The sequence below is a fragment of the Rhodospirillum sp. A1_3_36 genome (genome assembly GCF_047263945.1).
Lineage (GTDB): Bacteria > Pseudomonadota > Alphaproteobacteria > Rhodospirillales > Rhodospirillaceae > Rhodospirillum.
Map to the genome: position 1 here is coordinate 420,770 of NZ_JBLAVB010000001.1, position 20,834 is coordinate 441,603.

The 20,834-nt window shown below is 60.0% G+C and carries 21 protein-coding genes; 13 read left to right on the top strand and 8 right to left on the bottom strand.

Translation table 11 applies throughout. The features are described 5' to 3' along the window. Position 1 precedes the first annotated feature (1 nt). The 5 genes from tatC (at position 2) to ACLIRY_RS01795 (ending at position 5,153) form a co-directional block, all read left to right on the top strand. Positions 2-997 carry a twin-arginine translocase subunit TatC gene (gene tatC, locus ACLIRY_RS01775; RefSeq protein WP_413203622.1) on the top strand — a complete coding sequence of 332 codons (996 nt, stop codon included), beginning with the start codon at positions 2-4 and terminating at the stop codon, positions 995-997. Between the two features lie 166 nt (positions 998-1,163). Continuing rightward, the gene (gene serS / locus ACLIRY_RS01780; protein WP_413203623.1) at positions 1,164-2,447 is read left to right on the top strand and encodes a serine--tRNA ligase; all 1,284 of its coding nucleotides are present in this window, start codon (positions 1,164-1,166) and stop codon (positions 2,445-2,447) included. Beyond that, complete coding sequence (gene surE / locus ACLIRY_RS01785) at positions 2,447-3,229, top strand: 5'/3'-nucleotidase SurE (protein ID WP_413203624.1); 783 nt, start codon at positions 2,447-2,449, stop codon at positions 3,227-3,229. The genes serS and surE overlap by 1 nt, the downstream gene beginning before the upstream one ends. 48 nt (positions 3,230-3,277) lie before the next feature. Continuing rightward, positions 3,278-3,985, top strand: a complete 708-nt coding sequence (locus ACLIRY_RS01790; RefSeq protein ID WP_413204178.1) for a protein-L-isoaspartate(D-aspartate) O-methyltransferase — start codon at positions 3,278-3,280, stop codon at positions 3,983-3,985. Positions 3,986-4,061: 76 nt separating this feature from the next. Then, complete coding sequence (locus ACLIRY_RS01795) at positions 4,062-5,153, top strand: LysM peptidoglycan-binding domain-containing protein (RefSeq protein WP_413203625.1); 1,092 nt, start codon at positions 4,062-4,064, stop codon at positions 5,151-5,153. A gap of 39 nt (positions 5,154-5,192) precedes the next feature. On the opposite strand, the gene ACLIRY_RS01800 is transcribed toward ACLIRY_RS01795, so the two are convergent. From ACLIRY_RS01800 to ACLIRY_RS01815, 4 genes are all read right to left on the bottom strand, one after another. Beyond that, positions 5,193-6,077 carry an ATP-binding protein gene (locus ACLIRY_RS01800; RefSeq protein ID WP_413203626.1) on the bottom strand — a complete coding sequence of 295 codons (885 nt, stop codon included), beginning with the start codon at positions 6,075-6,077 and terminating at the stop codon, positions 5,193-5,195. Between the two features lie 80 nt (positions 6,078-6,157). Then, entirely contained in the window at positions 6,158-6,637 is a 480-nt protein-coding gene (locus tag ACLIRY_RS01805) for a ShlB/FhaC/HecB family hemolysin secretion/activation protein (RefSeq protein ID WP_413204179.1), read from the bottom strand. Further along, positions 6,601-8,250 carry a hypothetical protein gene (locus tag ACLIRY_RS01810; protein WP_413204180.1) on the bottom strand — a complete coding sequence of 550 codons (1,650 nt, stop codon included), beginning with the start codon at positions 8,248-8,250 and terminating at the stop codon, positions 6,601-6,603. The genes ACLIRY_RS01805 and ACLIRY_RS01810 overlap by 37 nt, the downstream gene beginning before the upstream one ends. Next, the gene (locus ACLIRY_RS01815) at positions 8,211-8,588 is read right to left on the bottom strand and encodes a hypothetical protein (protein ID WP_413203627.1); all 378 of its coding nucleotides are present in this window, start codon (positions 8,586-8,588) and stop codon (positions 8,211-8,213) included. Before ACLIRY_RS01815 ends, ACLIRY_RS01810 begins: the two co-directional genes overlap by 40 nt. A gap of 459 nt (positions 8,589-9,047) precedes the next feature. Here ACLIRY_RS01815 and yajC point away from each other — a divergent pair, with 459 nt between their 5' ends. The 6 genes from yajC to ACLIRY_RS01845 all read left to right on the top strand — a co-directional run bounded on the left by yajC (position 9,048) and on the right by ACLIRY_RS01845 (position 14,885). Next, entirely contained in the window at positions 9,048-9,467 is a 420-nt protein-coding gene (gene yajC / locus ACLIRY_RS01820; RefSeq protein ID WP_413203628.1) for a preprotein translocase subunit YajC, read from the top strand. 88 nt (positions 9,468-9,555) lie between these two features. Beyond that, positions 9,556-11,124 (top strand): protein translocase subunit SecD, encoded by a 1,569-nt coding sequence (gene secD / locus ACLIRY_RS01825; RefSeq protein WP_413203629.1) that lies wholly within the window; start codon positions 9,556-9,558, stop codon positions 11,122-11,124. Between the two features lie 7 nt (positions 11,125-11,131). Next, entirely contained in the window at positions 11,132-12,235 is a 1,104-nt protein-coding gene (gene secF / locus ACLIRY_RS01830) for a protein translocase subunit SecF (protein WP_413203630.1), read from the top strand. A 125-nt stretch (positions 12,236-12,360) separates the two neighbouring features. After that, positions 12,361-12,726, top strand: a complete 366-nt coding sequence (locus ACLIRY_RS01835) for an Mth938-like domain-containing protein (RefSeq protein WP_413203631.1) — start codon at positions 12,361-12,363, stop codon at positions 12,724-12,726. Between the two features lie 178 nt (positions 12,727-12,904). Further along, complete coding sequence (locus ACLIRY_RS01840) at positions 12,905-13,585, top strand: carbon-nitrogen hydrolase family protein (protein ID WP_413203632.1); 681 nt, start codon at positions 12,905-12,907, stop codon at positions 13,583-13,585. A gap of 256 nt (positions 13,586-13,841) precedes the next feature. Beyond that, positions 13,842-14,885, top strand: a complete 1,044-nt coding sequence (locus ACLIRY_RS01845; RefSeq protein ID WP_413203633.1) for an alpha/beta hydrolase family protein — start codon at positions 13,842-13,844, stop codon at positions 14,883-14,885. Here the strand turns inward: ACLIRY_RS01845 and ACLIRY_RS01850 are convergent. From ACLIRY_RS01850 to ACLIRY_RS01860, 3 genes are all read right to left on the bottom strand, one after another. Then, positions 14,842-15,945, bottom strand: a complete 1,104-nt coding sequence (locus ACLIRY_RS01850; RefSeq protein ID WP_413203634.1) for a helix-turn-helix domain-containing protein — start codon at positions 15,943-15,945, stop codon at positions 14,842-14,844. The genes ACLIRY_RS01845 and ACLIRY_RS01850 overlap by 44 nt on opposite strands. Positions 15,946-15,992: 47 nt before the next feature. Continuing rightward, positions 15,993-16,577, bottom strand: coding sequence for a GNAT family N-acetyltransferase (locus ACLIRY_RS01855; RefSeq protein WP_413203635.1), 585 nt, complete (start codon positions 16,575-16,577; stop codon positions 15,993-15,995). A 295-nt stretch (positions 16,578-16,872) separates the two neighbouring features. After that, positions 16,873-17,472, bottom strand: coding sequence for a superoxide dismutase (locus ACLIRY_RS01860; protein ID WP_413203636.1), 600 nt, complete (start codon positions 17,470-17,472; stop codon positions 16,873-16,875). Positions 17,473-17,666: 194 nt separating this feature from the next. Here ACLIRY_RS01860 and ACLIRY_RS01865 point away from each other — a divergent pair, with 194 nt between their 5' ends. Together ACLIRY_RS01865 and ACLIRY_RS01870 are read left to right on the top strand one after the other, a co-directional pair. Continuing rightward, positions 17,667-18,569 (top strand): squalene/phytoene synthase family protein, encoded by a 903-nt coding sequence (locus ACLIRY_RS01865; protein WP_413203637.1) that lies wholly within the window; start codon positions 17,667-17,669, stop codon positions 18,567-18,569. A 213-nt stretch (positions 18,570-18,782) separates the two neighbouring features. Then, complete coding sequence (locus tag ACLIRY_RS01870) at positions 18,783-18,998, top strand: hypothetical protein (RefSeq protein ID WP_413203638.1); 216 nt, start codon at positions 18,783-18,785, stop codon at positions 18,996-18,998. Positions 18,999-19,228: 230 nt separating this feature from the next. Here ACLIRY_RS01870 and trmFO read toward each other — a convergent pair whose 3' ends face one another. Beyond that, positions 19,229-20,698 (bottom strand): methylenetetrahydrofolate--tRNA-(uracil(54)-C(5))-methyltransferase (FADH(2)-oxidizing) TrmFO, encoded by a 1,470-nt coding sequence (trmFO, locus tag ACLIRY_RS01875; protein ID WP_413203639.1) that lies wholly within the window; start codon positions 20,696-20,698, stop codon positions 19,229-19,231. Positions 20,699-20,834 lie beyond the last annotated feature (136 nt).

Consider the following 20,834-nt stretch of genomic DNA (forward strand, 5'->3'; position numbering starts at 1 on the left):
AATGGCTCCGGCGGACCGCGCCCCCGAGGAAGAGGATGTGGACGGCAAAACAATGCCGTTGCTCGAACATTTGGTGGAACTGCGCAATCGCTTGCTTTGGGCGGTCGTGTTTTTCATCGTGGCCTTCTTTGCCTGTTTTCATTTTTCAGAGCATATCTACAACTTCCTGATCGAACCGCTGGCCAAGATCATGGAACGGGTAGGTGGCTCCCAGCGGATGATTTACACGGCGTTGACCGAGGCCTTCTTCACCTATGTGAAAGTGGCGGCTTTCGGCGCCTGCGTTCTCTCCTTTCCGCTGTTTGCGGCCCAGATGTGGATGTTTATCGCGCCCGGACTCTACCGGAATGAAAAGCGCGCCTTCCTGCCCTTCCTGTTCATCAGCCCCATTCTTTTTGTGATGGGGGCGGCGATGGTTTACTACCTCGTCATGCCCATGGCCTGGGAATTTCTGCTGGGGTTCCAGACGACCAAGGCGGAAACCGTCCTGCCTATCCAGTTGGAGGCCAAGGTCGGCGAATACCTGGGGCTGGTGATGAAGCTGATCCTGGCTTTTGGGTTAAGTTTCCAGATGCCCGTGGTCCTGACCCTGATGGCACGGTCCGGTTTGGTCCGGTCCAAGTCGCTGGCGGGGGCGCGGAAATACGCCATCGTTGGTGTCTTTGTGGCTGCGGCCATGATCACCCCTCCCGATGTGATCAGTCAGGTTCTGCTCGCTCTGCCTATGATCGTCCTCTATGAGCTTTCCATTGTCGCTGCCCGTATGGTGGAAAAATCCCGGGGCGAAGAGGAAGATGACCTCGACTTCGATGACGAAGAGGATGGTCCCGGTGAAGGGGGCAATGACCCTGAGCCACCAGCTTCGGATGAATCTTCAACGACCTCCGGTGTACCGTCGACTGCGACCGGCACAGTGGTATCCTCCCGGGAAGACGGGTACGAGGACGATGGGGACGACGGTGGCGTTTCGGAAACGGATTGGAATCAGACGAAGTAGTCGTTTCTCCTTTTGGTTCTGCCATTTCTCAAGGGTTTTTAAACCCAATCCGCATAGGATTCCCGTCCATGGAGTCGGGAGACTCCTGGCGGAGCAAGGGATCTGCCCTTTCCCCGCGCCGCGTCAGACCGTGGTATCTTGACACGTCTACTCATGGACCCACCCAATGCATGACCTTAAAGCCATCCGCGAAAACCCCGAGGCCTTCGATAGGGGGTTGTCCCGCCGTGGACTGCCGCCTCGGGCTGCGGAAATCCTCGAGTTGGATGGTAAGCGCCGGTCCAACCAGACGGATCTGAACGAGATGCAGGCCCGCCGCAACGAGGTCTCCAAGCAGATCGGTGGCGTGAAAAAGGCCGGGGGGGACGCCCAGCCTTTGATGGACGAAGTGGCTAACCTGAAAGTCCGCATGGCCGAATTGGAGAGCCAGTCCAAAGCGGTAGAGGATGATTTGCAGGCTCTGCTCATGGGTCTGCCGAACACCGTGGATGAGGAGACTCCCGACGGCCCCGACGAGGAAGCCAATGTGGAGATCCGGACCTGGGGCACGCCCCGGACTTTCGACTTCGACCCGAAGCAGCATTTCGACATTGGCGAGTCCCTCGGAGAGATGGATTTCGAGGCGGGTGCCCGCCTGTCTGGCGCTCGCTTTGTGGTTCTGAAGGGGCAGGTGGCTCGCCTGGAGCGCGCTCTGGCTCAGTTCATGCTCGATCTGCATATCACCGATCATGGCTATACGGAGATTCAAACCCCTGTCCTGGTGCGGGAGGCGGCCCTGTACGGGACCGGCCAATTGCCCAAGTTTGGTGAAGATCTGTTCAAGGTGGATGAGGACTTCTACCTGATCCCCACCGCCGAAGTGACCCTGACCAATCTGGTGAACGGGCAGATCCTGTCCGAGGGAGACCTGCCGCTGCGTATGACGGCCCATACCCAATGTTTCCGGGCCGAGGCCGGGGCCGCCGGCAAGGATACCCGGGGCATGATCCGGCAGCATCAATTCGAGAAGGTGGAAATGGTCTCCATTGTCCACCCGGACCAGTCCGAAGCCGAATTGGACCGTATGACCCTTTGCGCAGAAACGGTTCTTCAGAAGCTGGACTTACCCTATCGGGTGCTCGCACTCTGTACCGGGGATATCGGCTTTGGCGCCAAGCGTACCTATGACCTGGAGGTCTGGCTGCCGGGCCAGAACCGCTATCGAGAGATTTCGTCCTGTTCCAACACCGGTGATTTCCAGGCCCGCCGCATGAATGCCCGCTTCAAGGGCGAGGGCGAGAAGGGCACCCGCTTCGTTCACACCCTGAATGGTTCTGGCTTGGCTGTCGGACGCTGCTTGGTGGCGGTGCTGGAAAATTACCAAAACGCCGACGGAACGGTGACTGTGCCGGAGGTCCTTCGGGGCTATATGGGGGGACTTGAGGTGATGGGCATGGGGGCCGGGCACTGATGTTCGATCCCCTCGTCGATCTGTCCAAGGCGCGGATTCTGCTGTCCAACGATGACGGCATTGATGCGCCGGGCATGGTTCATCTGGAGGCTGTCGCACGGACCCTGAGTGACGATGTTTGGGTGGTCGCGCCCGATCGGGAACAAAGTGGCGCGGGACATGCCCTGACTCTTCACGACCCCCTGCGCTACGGCCAGAGGGGCGAAAAGCGCTTTGCCGTGGGTGGCACACCCACCGATAGCGTCTTGGTGGCGGTCAACCACCTGATGGCCGATCGCAGGCCCGATCTGGTTCTTTCGGGTATCAATCGGGGCGGGAACCTGGGCGAGGACGTGCATTATTCCGGAACCGTCGCCGCAGGCATGGAGGGGACTCTCCTGGGAATACGGGCGATTGCCCTGTCCCAGGTCTTTGACGAGCGCTCTCCGGATCCGTTCCAGGTGGCTGCGACTCACGCGGCGGACGTGATACGACGCCTCTGCGCCCGTCCCTGGCGGCGCGATCTGCTGATGAATGTGAACTTCCCCGATTGCCCCCCTGTGGAGGTGTCTGGCGTGGAAGTCTGCCGTCAGGGCAAGCGAAAGCTGGGCGACGATATCCAAGAACGGATGGATCCCCGGGGGCGTCCTTACCTTTGGATTGGTGTTATGCGTAAGGAGGACCGACAGAGCCCGGGCACGGATCTGGAGGCTGCCTACCGCCAAGCTATTACGGTCACGCCCCTTTGCGTGGATATGACCGATAACGGCGCGTTAACTGATCTCGCGGAGGCATTTGTATAGATCATGCTGGGGTCTGGAGGGGTATCGGTGAACGAGAGCTTTGGACGTATGCTTCCCGCTGGGGACTTTGCTCAAGGTGAGATCTCACTCTCTCGGGAGGAGCAGTTGAGGGCATTGAAGGCCCATCTACAGAGGGAACTCAGCCGTCATGTGAGTGATCCTCGCGTGCTTGCTGTCCTGGAGGCCATCCCCCGGGAATTTTTTGTCGCCGACCCCTTCCTCCACCATTCCTACGACAATGCGGCCCTTCCTATTGGTTGTGGTCAGACCATCAGCCAGCCCCTTGTCGTTGCGCGAATGACCGAACAATTGGATCTCACCGACCGCCATAAGGTGTTGGAGATCGGTACCGGATCGGGCTATCAAACGGCAGTCCTGTCCCGCCTGTGCCGTCGGGTCTACACGGTCGAACGCCACGCCCCCCTGCTCAAGGAAGCCGAAGCCCGCTTCAGCGCCATGACCCTGCGCAATGTGGTGACGCGCGAAGGAGATGGTCATCGGGGCTGGCCGGAACAGGCGCCCTTCGAACGCATCCTGGTGACCGCAGCAGCCGAGGATATTCCCCGGCGTTTGGTGGATCAGTTGGCCGTGGGGGGCTTGATGGTCTTGCCCGTAGGCAAGGAAGGGGGGGACCAGGAGGTCATCCGTGTGCGCCGCCATGAAACCCACATCCAGACGGAAAGTTTATTTCCTGTTCGCTTCGTTCCCATGGTGGAAGGTCTACCTGAAGGGTTTCCCAGCGCTGCGGCTTGGTGATTTGTCCGCCAAAAAAATCGCGGCAGGGAGCGGATAGTTAATAAACGGCATACGAATTTGCTCTAAGGTCCTGAGCATGATCAAGACCGCCACCAGCATCAGAAAACGAGGCCGGAGGATGGGTTCCCTGGCCGGAGCCGCCCTGATTGGGGTGGTATTGGCGCTTTCTGCTTGCGCTTCCCGCTCTCCACCGCCTGGCCCGGGATATGATGTCTCTCGCTCTGTGGCACAGACCCATCAGGTTGTACCCGGTGATACGGTTTATGGGATCTCCCGGCGCTATGGCGTTCCGATGAAGGAGATCATTGCGGTCAATGGCTTACGGCCTCCCTTTACTCTGTATGTCGGGCAAGTGATCCGACTTCCCGGGCAAGCCGTTCACGTCGTCCAGCGCGGCGAAACGGTCTATTCCATTGCCCGTCAGCATGGCGTCAATATGAACCGTCTGGCCCGCGAGAACGGGCTGGGTTCCGATTATATGATTCGCGTAGGACAAAGGCTGACCCTGCCTGGAGCCGCACCCGCACCGGCGGTCCAGCCGGATTATCCCCAGAATACTCAGGTCGCAACCGTTCCCGTTCCCGTTCAGAAACCGTCGACCTATGGCGACCCGGCGCCCGATGTGTACCAAGGAGCGCCCCAAACGACCGGCGAGGGACAACGCATTCAGGTTCCTCCTCCGCCCGTCGCCCGGCCCGCCACCGCACCCGTGTCTTCCCCGCCCAGCACTCCGGTAGTTGCCCAGGGACCCGTGCCGGGCGCCCCTGCTCTGGCGGGCGCCTTTGCTTGGCCTCTGCAAGGGGCGATCCTGTCGAACTATGGGCCGACCAGCAAGGGGCAGCACAATGACGGCATCAACATTGCCGCTCCGGCGGGAACTCCGGTTAAGGCATCCGAATCCGGCGTCGTTGTTTACGCAGGCAATGAAATTCGGGGGTTTGGCAATCTCATCTTACTGAAACACGAAGGCGGATTAATGACCGCTTACGCCCATAACGAGGTCTTGCTTGTGGGGCGTGGAGCGGTGGTGCGTCGGGGCCAGGATATCGCGCGGGTCGGAAGTTCCGGTGGCGTCTCCCAACCCCAGCTTCATTTCGAAATCAGGAAGAACGGAAAAGCCGTTGATCCCAATCCCTATTTGGTCGGTCAGCGGGTTGCTATGCGATAAGAATGGGCGATAAGAATGGGCGACAAGATTGGAAGGGCGTCACCCCTCCAGCCGCTTTCCCTCCCGCCCGGCGATTTCCTGAATGAACTGCCAGGCAACGCGACCGGACCGGCTGCCCCGGGTCACGCACCATTCCTTGGCTTCCCGCTTGAGCTGTTCTGGATCCGTTTCCAGGCCATAGGCCTTGGCATAGCCTAGAATGATGTCAAAATAGGTCGTCTGATCCAGGTTGTGGAAGCCCAGCCACAGACCGAAACGGTCTGATAGGCTGACCTTTTCCTCCACAGCCTCGCTGGCATGGATGGCCGTTGATTGCTCATTCTCCACCATGTCCCGGGCCAGCAGATGACGGCGGTTAGAGGTGGCGTAGAACAGGACGTTTTCCGGCCGCCCCTCGATGCCCCCCTCCAGAACGGCCTTGAGGGACTTATAGCTGTCGTCGTTCCCGTCAAAGGACAGGTCGTCGCAGAACAGCAGGCAAGGGCGGTTTGAGACAGCGAGGATTTTCAGAAGACGGGGAAGGGAGGGAATGTCCTCCCGGTGAATTTCCACCAGGGCGACACGGCTGCGACTCTCCTTATCAAGAGTCTCGTTGACGGCGGCATGGACCGCTTTGAGCAGGGAGGATTTGCCCGTCCCCCGGGCCCCCCACAACAGGGCATTGTTAGCGGGAAATCCCCGGGCAAAGCGCAGAGTATTATCGTAAAGGGTTTCGCGCTGGCGCTCCACGCCCCGAAGCAGGGCGATATCGACCTTGTTCACCCGATAGATGGGCTCTGCCGTCCCGTCGGCGGCATGCCAGACAAAGGCGTCTGCGAGGCTCAGATCGGTGGTGGGCAAGGGAGGGGGTGACTGGCGTTCGAGGGCACTGGCGATGCGCTCCAGGACCGAATAGAGGTCGGATATCGAAGGGGAATCGGTCACGGGGCGGTCTCCTGAGCCTTGGTTTTGGGAGACCGCCTGGATAATCGTTTCCTGGACCGCTCGCAAGCTCGCAGCCGCGATTAATAGGCCAGGGTGATCCTCATCTGAGCGGAAACGTCTCCCTGTTGAGTCTGATCGGGTCCGTCTGTCAGGGCGACACCGATGTTTGTTCCAAAGCGCAGGTTGCTGGCCAGGGAATACTCCAGCCCCACCCCCAAGCCGACCAAGGTGCTGTTTGTATCGGTTGCGGTGCTGTTCAGGTTGAAGGAATGCCCATAGGCCACGTCAAGGAACCCATAGGGGGCAACTGTGTCATTCAGTTTGCCTACCACGGGCGTATCGGAGAGGTCCAGGGCACCGAGCAGGGAGACTTTGGGCAGGGCCAGTTCGTTACGCAAGATAAACCCCGTATCAGCGGAGCCGTCGTCGATGGTGTATCCCCGGGTGGCGTAATAGCCGCCGAGGGAGACCTGTTCGGATCCGGGCAGGGCCTGTCCGGCGACCTGGGCGAGTAGCGTGGTCTTCAGAACGTAGTCGGCGGATCCTCCGACCTGATCCAGGGGCGTGGTGTGGGAAACTGATCCCCGGGCATAGGCGTATTGGGCGTCCTGGACCCGGCCGCCGGTGAAGGTGCTCCAGCGGGATCAGATGCCCCAACCCGGCGAAGGTCCCCTTGAATACGTTCGTATCGTCTCCGATAACGGCCCCTGAATATGTGGCTGCCCGACAGGTCCAGATCTCCGGCCAGTGCATAATTTCCAGAAAGTTTGGCGGTATCTATGCCTATGCTATCCAATCCGGCTTTGTCCTGGATCAGGGTATAGCCCGTTCCACCGATGGTCAGGCTGGCTCCGGTTCCTGCGAGGTTGATCTTCGCGCCGATATGCAGAACATAGCCCTTGCCGGTTCCATAATCCAAAACCAGTCCGGCATTGTTGGTTCCGGTCAAACTCTTGTTCAGGCGGATGTTTCCTGCTGCCTGCAAGGTCAGGGTGTTGGTTGCCCAAGTGACATCGCTGTCAACCACAATGTCTCCGGCCTGTGTGCCGGTGGAGCCAGTGGAAACGATGACATTTGCCGTTCCCAGGGCGTTTTCCAGGGTGCTGACCTTCAGGCCGCTGTTGTCGTAAGTGGCTGAGGTCCCATCCCCGGCCTTGGCGTCGGTGGTGATGGTCAGATTGTGGGGGTCGAGCAGCAGGGTGCCGGTCTGTCCGTTTTCCGCAGTCAGATCTGTTGTCCCCTTATAGGCGAGGACGGCCTTGCCCGAGACCTCGGCTGTGCCACCGCCTCCGCCCTGTCCGGTGCCCCGGGCGGAGATCGCGCCCTCGAACCCGGTTTTTTCATCGGACCAGACAACGACGGTGCCGCCCTTGCCTGCGGTGCTGTCGGCGGTCAGGACCGCGCCCTTGTCAACGGTTGTGGTCCGGGCCGTGGTGATGACCCCGTCCTGGGTTTTGGTAGCGGGATCCCGCCCGCCCTGGTAATCACCGCCCACCAGGATAGTTCCGCCCGCAGCGCCGCTGGCATCCAGTTTGGCCGTGCCGGTCAGGTGGACCGCGCCGCCGGTGGCGACGATGGTGCCCCCTGAGGCGCTGCCGTCGGTGCCCTTTCGGGCTTGCAGGGTGCCGGAGACCTCTGTCGTGCCGTCCTTGCCTGCGGTAAGCAGGATCCGCCCGTCTCGAATGGCTGTGCCGGTTGCGGACACAGTGCCGCCGGTATTCCCCGCCAGCGCATAGACATTGCCGCCATTGGCCCGCAGTTCGGCGACAGCCGCAGCAATACGGCCGCTGTTGGTGACCGCATCGTCGGCACCGCCGACTTTGACGAGGATATGACCGCCGTCGGCTTGGGCCTTGTCAAGGACCAGGACCTCGGTCCCCGCAGCCAGGGCTGCCGTTCCATTGGGGGCGGACAGGGTGCCGTTGTTGGTGACCTTGCGAGCGATCAGGGTGATATCACCGCCCAGGGAGCCGATGGCCCCCGCGTTGACCACCGTGGCGGTGGAAGACCCGGAGAAGGTATTGTCTCCGCCATCAAGGAAATCCTGATCCGGGATATCGAGGGTCGAGGCGGTAAAGGATCCGCCTGTTTGAACGCGCCCGGAGGGACCGATGGCGACACCTGCCGGATTGATCAGATAGAGCGACCCTGTCGCTGAAAGATTACCGTCGATCTGGGAGGGGAGGGGAGGGGGCCGGTGACCCTATTGAGGGTAGCGCCTGAGCCGTTGTTGAAGGTAACGCTTTTCCCTTGTCCGATGGAAAAGCCCTGCCAAGCGAGGATAGCCCGCGCTGAGGCTTGGTCAATGACCAAGCTGTCGCCAGAAGGACTATGGATGACGGCCGCTCCAGCTGTGACCGAGCCACCTTCAGGCAGTCCCTGAGCCCGGGCGATCCCGGGAACGAGGGCGCCTGCAGCGAGTAGAGCAATCCCACCGGTCAGGGCCGTTCCAGTAAAGTGGCGATTACGGAGGCACGTCCCTCTGGCGCGCGCTTTTTGATGAAGGACCAAGGACGAAATCTCCTTGTACCCAGGTTGTTTGATAAGAAATGATGATGTTTTATCACTATGTAATGCAAAGCCCCTTCCACAAAGGCGGGCTCTGCCTACTAAGGAGAGTATTCCCTAGGGAAGATCTGCTCTAAGTCCGGTCACCGATACAGCATATCGGTTGTTACTGTTCGGCTTTCTCGTAAACACAACTGGCGCCCATCGCATTTGTCTTTACGGCCAGAAAATCAATCGTAGGGAATGTAATGGCTTTAAACTAAACCGAGAGCAATCGTCTTAGTGGCGGGACAGGTCGTTATCTCCCCATCACGCAGATCCAACCAGGGAGCAAGGCTGTGGTAGATCGCTTCGGCCTTCCGTGTTTGCAAGCATGCTCGCGGATCGTTATAGTCCGGGCTCCCGCCTGGGCTCTGTGCCCATGCAACCGGTTTTCACACGGATCGAAGAAACGAGGACCCGATGTTCATCTCCCCGGCCTATGCCCAAGCGGCCTCTCCTGGTGGCGCCCTGGGCGGACTGGAATCCTTCCTGCCGCTCATTCTGATTTTCGTCATCTTCTACTTCCTTCTGATTCGCCCCCAGCAGCGGCGAATGAAGGAACACAAGGCCATGTTGAGCAATGTGCGTCGCGGCGATAAGATCGTCACCAACGGCGGCATCGTTGGCACCGTCGTCAAGGTGGTGAACGAGACTGAGTTGAGTGTCGAGATTGCCGAAAATATTAAGGTCCGCGTCATGCGGGACATGATTGCCAACATTATTTCCAAGACCGAACCCGTGGCCGGTGAGGCCGCCGGGAACGACAACGGTGGACCCAATGGCCCCCAGGAAGGCGGAATGGCCTCCAAGCTCAAGGGCTTGCTGGGCGGCAAGAAGTAATCAGTGCGCTAAAGGCGTGCTTTCAGCACGACTCTCCTGACCGGGGGGCTCCCTGCTGAGCCCCCCGTCCTCCAGACGGATTTCCGTGATGACGCTTTCCTTCCCGAAGTGGAAGATGGCCTTGGTGATTCTGGTCGCATTGGCCGGTCTCGCCTTTACCATCCCCAATTTCATGCGCGACCGGGCCGACACCATGCCCAGTTGGTGGCAACCGGTAACCCTGGGGCTCGACCTGCAAGGGGGGTCCTACCTTCTGTTACAGGTTGAATTCGAAACCCTGGTCAACGAACAACTCGAAAGTCTCGTCGAAAGTGTCCGCACCGCCCTTCGCGGGGAGCGAATCCGCTATTCGGGTTTGGGCATGCGGGATGGTGCCGTTTCGCTCACGATCACCAATCCCGATGACCGGGCCAAGGCGCTGCGTCTGCTTCGCGGTCTGGAAAGCGGGGTTCAGGCCGATATGACCGACGATGGCCGAGTGTCCATGAGCTTCACGGAACAGGCTCTGATTGAAAAGCGGACCCAGGCCGTTGATCAATCCATCGAAATCGTCCGACGCCGTGTTGACGAAACGGGAACGCGGGAGCCGTCGATCCAGCGTCAAGGCCAGGACCGGATTATTGTGGAATTGCCCGGTATCGACAATCCGGAACGGGTGAAGGCCCTGATCGGTCAGACGGCCAAGCTGACGTTCCATCTGCTCGATGAAACCGTGTCCCCAGAGGATGCGGCCCGGGGGCGCATTCCCCCCGGCTCCAAGCTATTGGATAACGGCGAAGCCGGTCAACCCGGCCAACCCGACAAGCTGGTGGTGCGCAAGCGCGTCGAAGTTAGCGGCGACCGTTTGGTCGGAGCCCAAGCCTCCTTCCAGAATGGCGAGCCGGTGGTGAGCTTCCGCTTCGATACCGTGGGTGGGCGCAAGTTCGGTCAGGTGACGTCGGATGCCGAAGGCAAGTTCCTGGCCATTGTTCTGGATAACCGGGTCATCAGCGCCCCGCGCATTCGCGAGCCCATTTTGGGTGGAAGCGGAATCATTTCCGGTAATTTCACCACTCAAGAGGCTCAGGATCTTGCCCTCCTGCTGCGGGCAGGCGCTCTTCCGGCGCCGTTGACCGTGCTTGAAGAACGGACCGTTGGTCCCGGACTGGGTGCCGATAGTATCGCCGCAGGCGAGCTTGCCAGCGTCCTGGGTCTCGTCGCGGTGGTTGTTTTCATGATTTTTGCTTACGGGCAGTTCGGCATCTTTGCCAATATCGCCCTGACGGTGAATATCTGTCTGCTCATCGGCATCCTGTCGGGCTTGGGAGCAACCCTGACCCTGCCTGGTATCGCTGGTATCGCCCTGACGATCGGCATGGCCGTGGATGCCAACGTGCTGATCTTTGAGCGCATCCGGGAAGAGTCCCGCCTGGGCAAGAGCCTGATTCATTCCATCCAATCGGGGTTCAGCAATGCCTTCTCGGCCATTCTGGACGCCAATGTGACCACGCTGTTCGCTGCGGCCTTGCTGTTCTACTTCGGCTCCGGTCCGGTTCGCGGTTTCGCGGTGACCCTGTCCGTCGGCGTGCTGACCTCCATGTTTACAGCCATCATGGTCACCCGCTTCATCATTTCCGTCTGGGTGCGCCATGCGCGACCCAAGACGCTTCCCATCTGAGGTTCCCATGTTGCGTCCCATCAAGTTGATTCCCGATGACACGCGCATCGATTTCCTCTCGAAGCGTCTTGTCTTGCTGGTCGTTTCGACGATCTTCCTTGTCGGTTGTGTGGTCTCCGTCGCGGTCCAAGGGCTCAACTTCGGCATCGATTTCACCGGCGGTATCCTGATTGAGGTGCGGACCCCCGAACCGGCGAACCTGAGCGACTACCGCTCCAAGCTGAACAATGTGGTGGATGGCGATATTTCGCTGACCACCTTTGGGGAGGATCCACGCGATCTCTTGATTCGCCTGCCCGAGCAGCCCGGCGGAGAGGCCGCGAATACGGCCGCTTTGTCCCGGGTGAAAGAGGCTCTGGGATCGGATGTGGAATACCGGCGGACCGAACTGGTTGGTCCCAAGGTCGGCAACGAGTTGGTGGAAGCCGGGATGTTGGCCATGGGGCTGTCCATTCTGATTATCGCCGCCTACATCTGGTTCCGATTCGAATGGCAATACGCCATGGGAGGCATCATCGCCCTTCTGCATGACGTCATTGCCACGATTGGGCTGTTTTCCCTGTTCCAGATTCAGTTCGATCTGACCAGCGTAGCAGCGGTCCTAACCGTGGCGGGCTATTCCATCAACGATACGGTGGTGATCTTCGACCGCGTCCGCGAGGAAATGCGCCGCTATAAGAAGCTCAGTGTGGGCGAGGTCTTGAACCTGGCCATCAACAAGACCCTCTCGCGGACCATTCTCACCTCCGGGACCACGGTTCTGGCCGTCGGCTGCCTTTTCCTTTTCGGGGGAGAGGTGTTGCGTGGGTTCAGTCTTGCCATCATCTGGGGTATCTTCGTCGGAACCTATTCCAGCATCTATGTCGCTGTACCGTCGCTGATCTATTTCAATTTCTCCCGGGGCGGAGAGTTGGATCCGGACGCACCCGACGAAGAGACCGAGATTATTGTCGAAGCTGATGACGACGGTAGCGAGCCTAGCAGCGGTGAAGCCCTGGCCGCCCGCGCCGCCGCTGCGGAAAAGGCTGCGGCGGAAGCCGAAGCCAAGGCCAAACCCCTGACTCCGGGCCGGGTTGTTGGTAAGGCCAAGGGAAAGCGGAATAAGCGGTGATCGGGTCGGGGGCGCGTGCCCCCGATTTCTGACTTCAGGGAGCCATCGCCCCCGAATCCCCATTTGGGGAGGATTCGTCCTCCCCAAACCCCTCCACAGTTTTGGAGGTTCCCATGGAACTGAAAATGCAAATTCCCGCCAGCCGCCAGGTCGTCGAGGCCTATGGCGATGGCGGTTTTCGTGTGACCGGCACCCATTACACCGGCTCCTTGCTGGTGACACCGGAACAAACCCTCGCGTGGTCCGTAGCCCGACTCGAAGACCTGACCGTGGAGAGCATCCAGCCCATCCTCGACATGGGGCGGGAGGAACTGGATATCCTGTTGATCGGGTGCGGAGAGCGCATGGGCTTGCCGTCTAAGGCCGTCCGCGAGGCCTGCCTGGCCGTCGGGATCACGCCGGAGCCCATGGATACGGGCGCGGCCTGTCGGACCTATAATGTGCTGATCCATGAAGACCGCCGCGTCGCGACGGCCCTGATCGCCGTTTAGAGTGCTCCGTGATCAAGTTGGGCCACGTCTTGGCTCAACTTGGCCTCGAACATCCGGAAACCCTGCTTCGCAGTTTCTGGGCCCTGCCCAGACCCGCAAAGGGTCACGGACCCTTTGATCCCCCAATGGGGGTTCGGGGCCTCAGGCCCCCCATAGAGAGGGAAGGGGCCTTGAGGCGATGCGAGTCTCTGCGGCGCAAACCGTCGTTGCGCAGGATGTCTCAGCCAACGGACAGACCATCCGGAAGGCCATTGGCGACGCAGCCGATCAGGGCGCCCGGCTCGTCACGTTCTGCGAGGGGGCTCTCTCCGGGTACGCAAAGTCCCAGATCGCCTCCCCAGATGACTGGCTTCGGTTCGATTGGGCCCGGCAGAAGGCCGAATTGGAAGCCATCGCTGAAACATGCGGGAAGCGGGGTCTTTGGGGCGTGGTCGGTGCGGCCCACCCGCTGGAAGACGGCCTGCCTCCCCACAATAGTCTCTATGTTTTTTCCGATTGCGGGGCTTTGGTTACCCGTTACGACAAGCGCTTCCTCTCCCATACGGAATTGGGGGGCTGGTATACCCCTGGAGAAGACCCCATCGTGTTTTCCGTCGATGACTACACCTTCGGTTGCGCGATTTGCATTGAAGTCCAGTTTCCTGAAGTTTTCGCAGATTACGGCCAACGGGGTGTCGATGCCGTGCTCTTTGCCTCCCAAGGTCTTCCGGAGTCCTATCAAACAGTGCTGCGCGCCCATGCAGCCTGTATGGCCTATGGATCTGCGCTGTGGCGCCAACCCGGGGTGGGATGGGGCATATCATCGGACCGGATGGTCTGCAGATATCCCCCCGTTCGGAAAGCACCGAGCCCGCCTTGACTTTGGCCACCCTCGACCGGGAGGATCCTGCCTACCATGTCGCCTTAAAGCTGGCGCGCCCCTGGCGTCTCGAGGCGAAAGCTGGGGAGATCTACCGGGAAATGCGATCCCCTCATCACCCAAGAAGTCTCAATCGGACCGCCCTATAGGGAAAAACCCGGAAAAAGTAGGACCTGGATCGCGTTTCAGGTCTCGGAAGCGTGAGCCAAACCGCAAGGTTGGAGCCTGTCCTTGTTCAAAATAGGGAAACGCTTTTATGGCTTTTCGCTTTCTTATTGTCTTGCTTCTCGGGATTCTGATGTCCTTATCTGTCGCCCAGGCAGGGTCGGTCGGTTTCCGGACAATCCGTCTCGCGGATCCGGATGGGCGTCGGGACCTGTCGGTGGCTCTCTGGTATTCCACGGACCAATCTGATCCGGTAACGCTTGCCGGGGATAATCCCGCGTTCATCGGTATTCCCGTGGTCGAGAATGCCGTCCCTGACAACACACTCCGACCGCTGGTGGTGCTCTCCCATGGCCATGGGGGCAATTGGCGCAATCAGATTTGGCTGGCCGAGGCCTTGGTCTCTGCGGGGTATCGGGTCGCGGCGCCGAACCATCCCGGGACAACGAGTCGGGACCGCCGCCCCGAGGAAGCCGCTCGGTTATGGGAACGCCCCCATGACCTGAGCCGGGTCATGGATGCTCTTTTGGCCGACCCGAGTCTCGCCGGGCCCGTTGACCCGGGCAGGATTGCCGTTATAGGCCATTCTCTGGGAGGTTGGACGGCCTTGGCCCTCGCCGGAGGACGCTTTGACCGCGCACGTTTTGCCAAGGCCTGCATCCAACACCCGGAGATGGTTGCGTCCTGCCGGATCGCAGAAGAGGATGGGAATATGGGCTTGGGCACGGTGGAGCGGGCTGCCCTGGGGCAGGATATGCGAGACCCACGCATCCGGGCCGCGATTTCCCTCGACCTCGGGCTCGCCCAAGGGTTCACCCCGGATAGCCTCGCGGTGATCTCCGTTCCGGTTCTGGTGATCGCCGCCGGAGACACTTCCAGCGCCCTTCCTACGGATCTCGAATCCGGATATTTGCTCAACTATTTGCCGAAGGAGGGGACGGAGTCCCTGAGGATTTCCGACGCCGCCCACTTTAGCTTCCTCTCCCTTTGCAAGCCAGGCGCCACCGCCCTGTTGGAGGACGAGCATCCGGGGGATGGGATCCTTTGCCATGATGGCGGTGGACGGGACCGAGAAGCCATCCACAAGCAGGTCATTGACCGGGTGCTTCTCTTCCTGGCGGCGGCCCTTCGGTGACGGTCGACAGGGCCTTGCGGTAGGCGCTGGGACTCTGACCGGTGATCCTCAGGAACTCCCTGTTGAAGTTCGATTTTGTTTGAAAACCGCAGTCAAAGAGAATCGTGGTAACCGGCGCCTCCGTTTCGGTTAGGAGGCGTTTGGCCTCCGCGATTCGGTAGGTGTTGACGAAGCGGGAGATGTTTTCCCCGTGTAATCGATTGATGGCAGAGGATAGGCGGCGGGCCGGAATGCCCGTCGCCCGGGCAAGTCGGTTCACGGTCAGGTCAGGGTCCTTGTACAGCCCTCGCTCGGTGAGGACTCGGTCGACGGCATCACGGATGATTATCGGATCCTCCTGGTTCTTCTTCTCCGCAAGCGTTGTGGCTGGGAGAGGGGCCTCGGCGGCCTCTGAAACCTCACTGGGACGGCTGCGCCGCACCAAGGTTGCCGCCAGGGCGATCAGGACAAAGCCTACCCCGTCTGCCCCGGCGACGATGTCGGGAGCATGGCGTCCCCCATAGAACTTGAAATCCAAAGCAATGGCGGTCTCCACGGCGGCATTGCTGATCAACACCATGGAGGCCACCAGGATTCCCCTTCGAACGGCGATAGCGTCTGTCAGGCGCGCCGCAGCCAAGCGATCAGGTCCTTGGAGTCCGATGCGGGCCAGGGCCAAGCCATAGGAGAGTGACTGTATGGCCAAAACAAAGTCAGGGGAGAGATACAGCGCCGGTCTCAGGACCATAAGCCCAAGAGCCAGAACGAAGGGCAAGCCATGGATCCAAAGGACGTTACGAGGGGGGGGAGGTCGGTCACCGAGGGGGCGGGCAAGGGGGGAGAAGCAGAACCAAGCAATGGGCGGCACCAGGGCGGCAACGCCCACCAAAAGGAATCGGAAGACCAGGAGATCAAGACTCCACCGTAAGCCGACCACAGTAACGGCCGTGGCGCAGGCGCCAACGAAGAAAAGAGCCGCCCTCTCCCCCTGAGACACCGTCTCCCCCCGGTCCACCAGCAGGTGGATGAGGAGGATCCACAGCAAAAGAGCCACCACGAAGGGGAAGGGGATGGCGATCATGATGGGGGACCGGGAGTCCTTGACGTCTCGGTTAGGGCCCGGACTCGTTAGACGCCGCGCGCCATCAGAATCACTCTCCGGGCTGATAGGCGGTCGTTGTGGGGGAGGTCCAAATGGTCTATCGAGGAGAAGCCGAATTCCTCATAGAGTTTGATCGCCCTGGTATTGGTCGACCAGACCTGCAGGCTGACTCGTTTGCGCCCTTCGGCTCCGGCCATGCCCAAGGCTTCGGCGACCAGTTTCCGGCCGATTCCATGGCCTCGGTGTTCAGGCAGGACGGCCATGGCATTGATATAGAAGCCGCCGGGGTCCCGCATGCGGGAGAGGGGAAGGACGTGCACCATCCGATCGGCGGGAACCATGTCCGTTTCCAGCTCGTCAAGGCGTTCGACGGGGAAAGCGTTGACCATGCCAACAATGACTCCGTCCTTCAAGGCTACGCGACATTCGGGCCAGCCGTAGGGGCTGTCACCGGTTTCCACCAAATGGGCAAGCAGGTCCGCCGCTCCCATGTCGGGAACCAGCCCGTCAAGAAGGAATTCATACAGGCCTTCGCCGGCTTGTACCAACAGGGTGGCGATGGCTTCCGCGTCACCGTCTTGAGCGTCGCGGATCGTAATTCCGTCCGTCATCGTCTTGAAGTCCCTTGAAATAGAACGGGGATATGCTGCATGTCGACCGTGCCATGGTTTGCCCGTCAGGGCAACCTTGGCGAAGGATGGGCAGGGATGACAAAAAAACGGGTTCCTGGTGGGAACCCGTTTTTTCATGTGAGACGCTGGAGTGCCCCCCTCCCGCCAGGCGGTCACTCACGGTACATGACAGGGTTTCGCAGTTTCTGGAGTCTGGGGCCTTTCGGCCCCAGTGGGGGACGGGGCAAAGCCCCGTAACGGGAAAATACCCCCTGTCGTATACCTTTGCGGTATTTTAGGCCTTGGCTAGGTTGTCGGCGACGAAGTCCCAGTTCACCAAGCTGTCGAGGAAGGTGGACAGGAAATCCGGCCGGCGATTCTGGTAGTCGAGGTAGTAGGCGTGCTCCCAAACGTCGCAGGTCAGCAGAGCAGTCTCACCCTTGGTCATGGGCAGGTCAGCGTTGGCGGTTTTGGTGATGGCCAGCTTGCCATCCTTCACCACCAGCCAAGCCCAGCCACTGCCGAACTGGGTAGCGCCAGCCTGCTTGAATTCGGTCTTGAAGGCCTCGAAGGATCCGAAGGCGGCGTCAATGGCCTCCTTCAGAGCGCCGGTGGGCTCGCCACCACCGTTGGCCTTCATGCCGTTCCAGAAGAAGGTGTGGTTCCACACCTGGGCAGCGTTGTTGAAGACGCCAGCCTTGGACGCGTCACCGGCCACGGCCAGGATGATTTCCTCCAGGCTCTTGTCCGCCAGCGGAGTGTCCTTAACCATGTTGTTCAGGTTGGTCACATAGGTGTTGTGGTGCTTGCCGTGGTGGAACTCCAGGGTCTGGGCAGACATGTGGGGTTCCAGCGCATCCTTGGCGTAGGGCAGGGGCGGCAGCTCGAAGGCCATCGGTACTCTCTCCTTCTGGTGAAACGTCGACCCTTGGACCGGGCCGTGCACGGAATGCATCTGATTTATGGGCGATAGGCCCCGTTGTGAAGGGAGGAAATGACACGTCATGAGCATTTTCCCTTTTCCCCCCGCCCAACCCAGGCCATATGGGGGCATTCTCGTCCCGGAAGACCTTCACGAAGGAAGACGACATGACTGCGGATTCTCCCCCCACCGCCCCGTCCTCCCCCTCCCAGTCAAGCAGCGATCAGCCTGCGCGCTTGTCCCTGCTCGCCCGGGATGTCCGTGACTACGATCCGGCCCGTTTTCAAACCAATCTCTTTGCCCCCGCTGCCCGGCGGGAGGATTTGATGGCCCTTCATGCTTTCCATGTGGAATTGGCTCGGATTGCGGGAACGGTGTCAGAAGCCTTGATTGGGCAGATGCGCTATCAATGGTGGCGGGATCAAGTCAATAGTGCCTGTGATGGAAAGGGACCCATCCTCGGCCATCCTGTGGGGGAGGGGGTGAACGCCGTCATCCAGACTTATGGCTTGGACCGGGAGGCTTTGTTGTCCATCATCGATGCCAGGGAGACAGATCTGGAGGTCCAGCCCTTCGCAACGGAGGAGGATATGGTCTGCCATGCCCGAGTCTCCTCCGGAGCCTTGAATGGGATGGCGGCCCGGGTGGTGGGTATCACCGCACCAGAGACTTTGGCGGCTGCGGAGGATATCGGGACGGCTTGGGGGCTGCTCGACCTCGTGGGTCCATGTGCCTTGGAGGCCCGTCGGGGACGGCTGACCCTTCCCGCAGATCTTTGCGCTGAAGCTGGGGTGACGGTGGAGACACTGGCCCGACCTGAAGGGGGCGAGGCTGCCAGGAAGCCCCTGCGTCGCGTGATGGATCTCGTTCAAGGCCACCTCTTGTCAGCGAGGCGCTTGCGAGGAGCGGTGAAAATGGATCAAGCTTCGCCTTTCTTAATGGCTCGGCTTTGTTGGCATTACATCGACGTAGTGAAAAAATGCGACTATTTTCCCAATGATCCGAGGGCATTGGTTGTTCCTCGTATGCCCATCAGGCTTTTTCTATCTGCGATTGCGAGACGCTTTTGACGTGATTTCTGGATGGTGTTGTGCCGTCGATTTAGGTTTGAACACCTCGGAGTCGCGGTCAGAGTCTTAATGAAAAGTGAATAAAAATTAAATTAATTCAAACCCTTGCCGGAGCCTCTAAAGGGGCGTAGGGTAAAGGGTGTGGTATAAAAATGCCCTACGCGGAATGTATGGGCGCCCACTTTGGGAAAGAGTATGTGAAGGAGGTCGGCGATGCGTGCTGATCATGTTACGGCTGGCCAACACTTGGCTGCAGTCTTGACGGTTGTAGCCTTGAGCGTGGTTCTGAGTGGACTTGTCGATGTGAGCAATGCGCGCCTCGGTGGTCAGGGTGTCGAAATGCCTTTGGCTGGCGATTTGGGTAGCATTAGCGCTCCGGCCCACTCGCAATGGGGACGGACCGTTCTCGGCCTATCCAATATGCGCTAGGATTTCCGGCGCTACCATGTTGGAAACTGAGTCGACAGACTTGGTCTGTCTGATCTCATAGCCTAAGAGCCCAACCCAAAAGTCATGGCGTAAAATCAAAGGGTTCCGTCATGCCCATGAAAGCGGGCATCCAGGGTTGATTTCGGTGTCGGTGCTCAAACGCACTGGCGTTGCGGGGTTTGCCTCTAAAAAAGGACGACCCTTCGGGCCGTCCTTTTGTTTGTATCTGCTTATTTGGGTTGGCGTGGAGTTTTCTCGCGGGGTTGTGGCTCGGGTAGGGGCCAGTCTGCGCGGGGTGAATCCTCTTCCGACCAGGGAGAGGGGGCTTTCAGCCAACCCGCTTGATCCGTCAGGGCGCGGTGAGCATAAGCTACCTTGCGCTCCCGCCCCTTAGGGACACGGGGTTTGCCGCCGGGTTTGGTGGACCAGGGCTCCAAGGGTGGCAGCAAGCCGAACGTGATGTTCATGGGTTGGAAGGTCTCCGCATCCGCACCCCCGGTGATATGGGCCAGCAAAGCACCCATGGCCGTCGTCGAAGGTGGCGGAGCAAACTCCAGACCCAGGATTTCCGCCGCAGCCAGGCGCCCCGCCATGAGGCCGACCGAAGCACTTTCCACGTAGCCCTCGCAACCTGTGATTTGGCCTGCAAAGCGCAGGTGGGGCAGGGCCTTCAGCCGCAATTGCCCATCCAGCAGGCGGGGGGAGTTGAGGAAGGTGTTGCGGTGGATGCCGCCAAGGCGGGCGAATTCGGCATTCTCCAGCCCTGGAATGGTTCGGAAGATGCGAATCTGCTCCCCATGCTTCAGCTTCGTCTGGAAACCGACCATGTTGTATAGGGTCCCCAGTGCGTTGTCCTGACGGAGCTGGACGACGGCATGGGAGCGGTGTTCCGGATTGTTGGGATCGCGTAGGCCTACCGGCTTCATGGGTCCGAAGGCCAGGGTGTCCCGCCCCCGTTCGGCCATGACCTCAATCGGGAGGCATCCGTCGAAATAGGGTGTGCCTTCCCATTCCTTGAACGTGGTCTTTTCCCCGTCGATCAGGGCATCAATGAAGGCCTCATATTGGGCTTCACTCATGGCGCAATTGATGTAGTCCCGCCCATCGCCCTTATCGTAACGGCTTTGAAACCAAGCTTTGTCGAAGTCAATACTGTCTTTGGTGACAATGGGGGCGATGGCATCGAAAAAAGCCAGGCTGTCCTCTCCCGTTGCCAGCTGGATGGCTTGGGCCAGGGGGGCGGAGGTCAGGGGACCTGTCGCGATGATAGCCAAGCCACCGTCCGGAGCAGGCAGAGCATCGAGTTCCCGTCGCTCGATCCTCACCAGCGGATGAGCCTCCAAGGCTTGGGTCACGGCCTGTGAGAAACCGTCCCGATCAACGGCCAGGGCGCCACCCGCAGGCACCTTATGGGCGTCGGCGCTGGACAGGACCAGGGATCCGGCCCGGCGCATTTCCTCATGCAACAGGCCGACGGCATTGAAGAGGGGGTCGTCCGACCGCAGGGAATTGGAACAGACCAATTCGGCCAAATGGTCTGTGTGATGGGCTTCCGTGGGACGGGTGGGGCGCATTTCGACCAAGGTTACGGCGACACCGGCCCGGGCCGCCTGCCAGGCAGCCTCGGATCCGGCCAAACCGCCGCCGACGATGGTCAGGCGCGCCTGCGGGGTGTTCGGGGGGGAGTTTGTCTCGTTCATGGTTTGTCTTTAAGCTCTAGGAATGGCCCTGTCTAGATCAAACCGGCCTAAATCGGAATCGATTCCTGCCGGATAATTTGATCTGAAATCATATGGTTAGAGTATTGAGTGGACCGGAAAACCGGTATCTACTTTT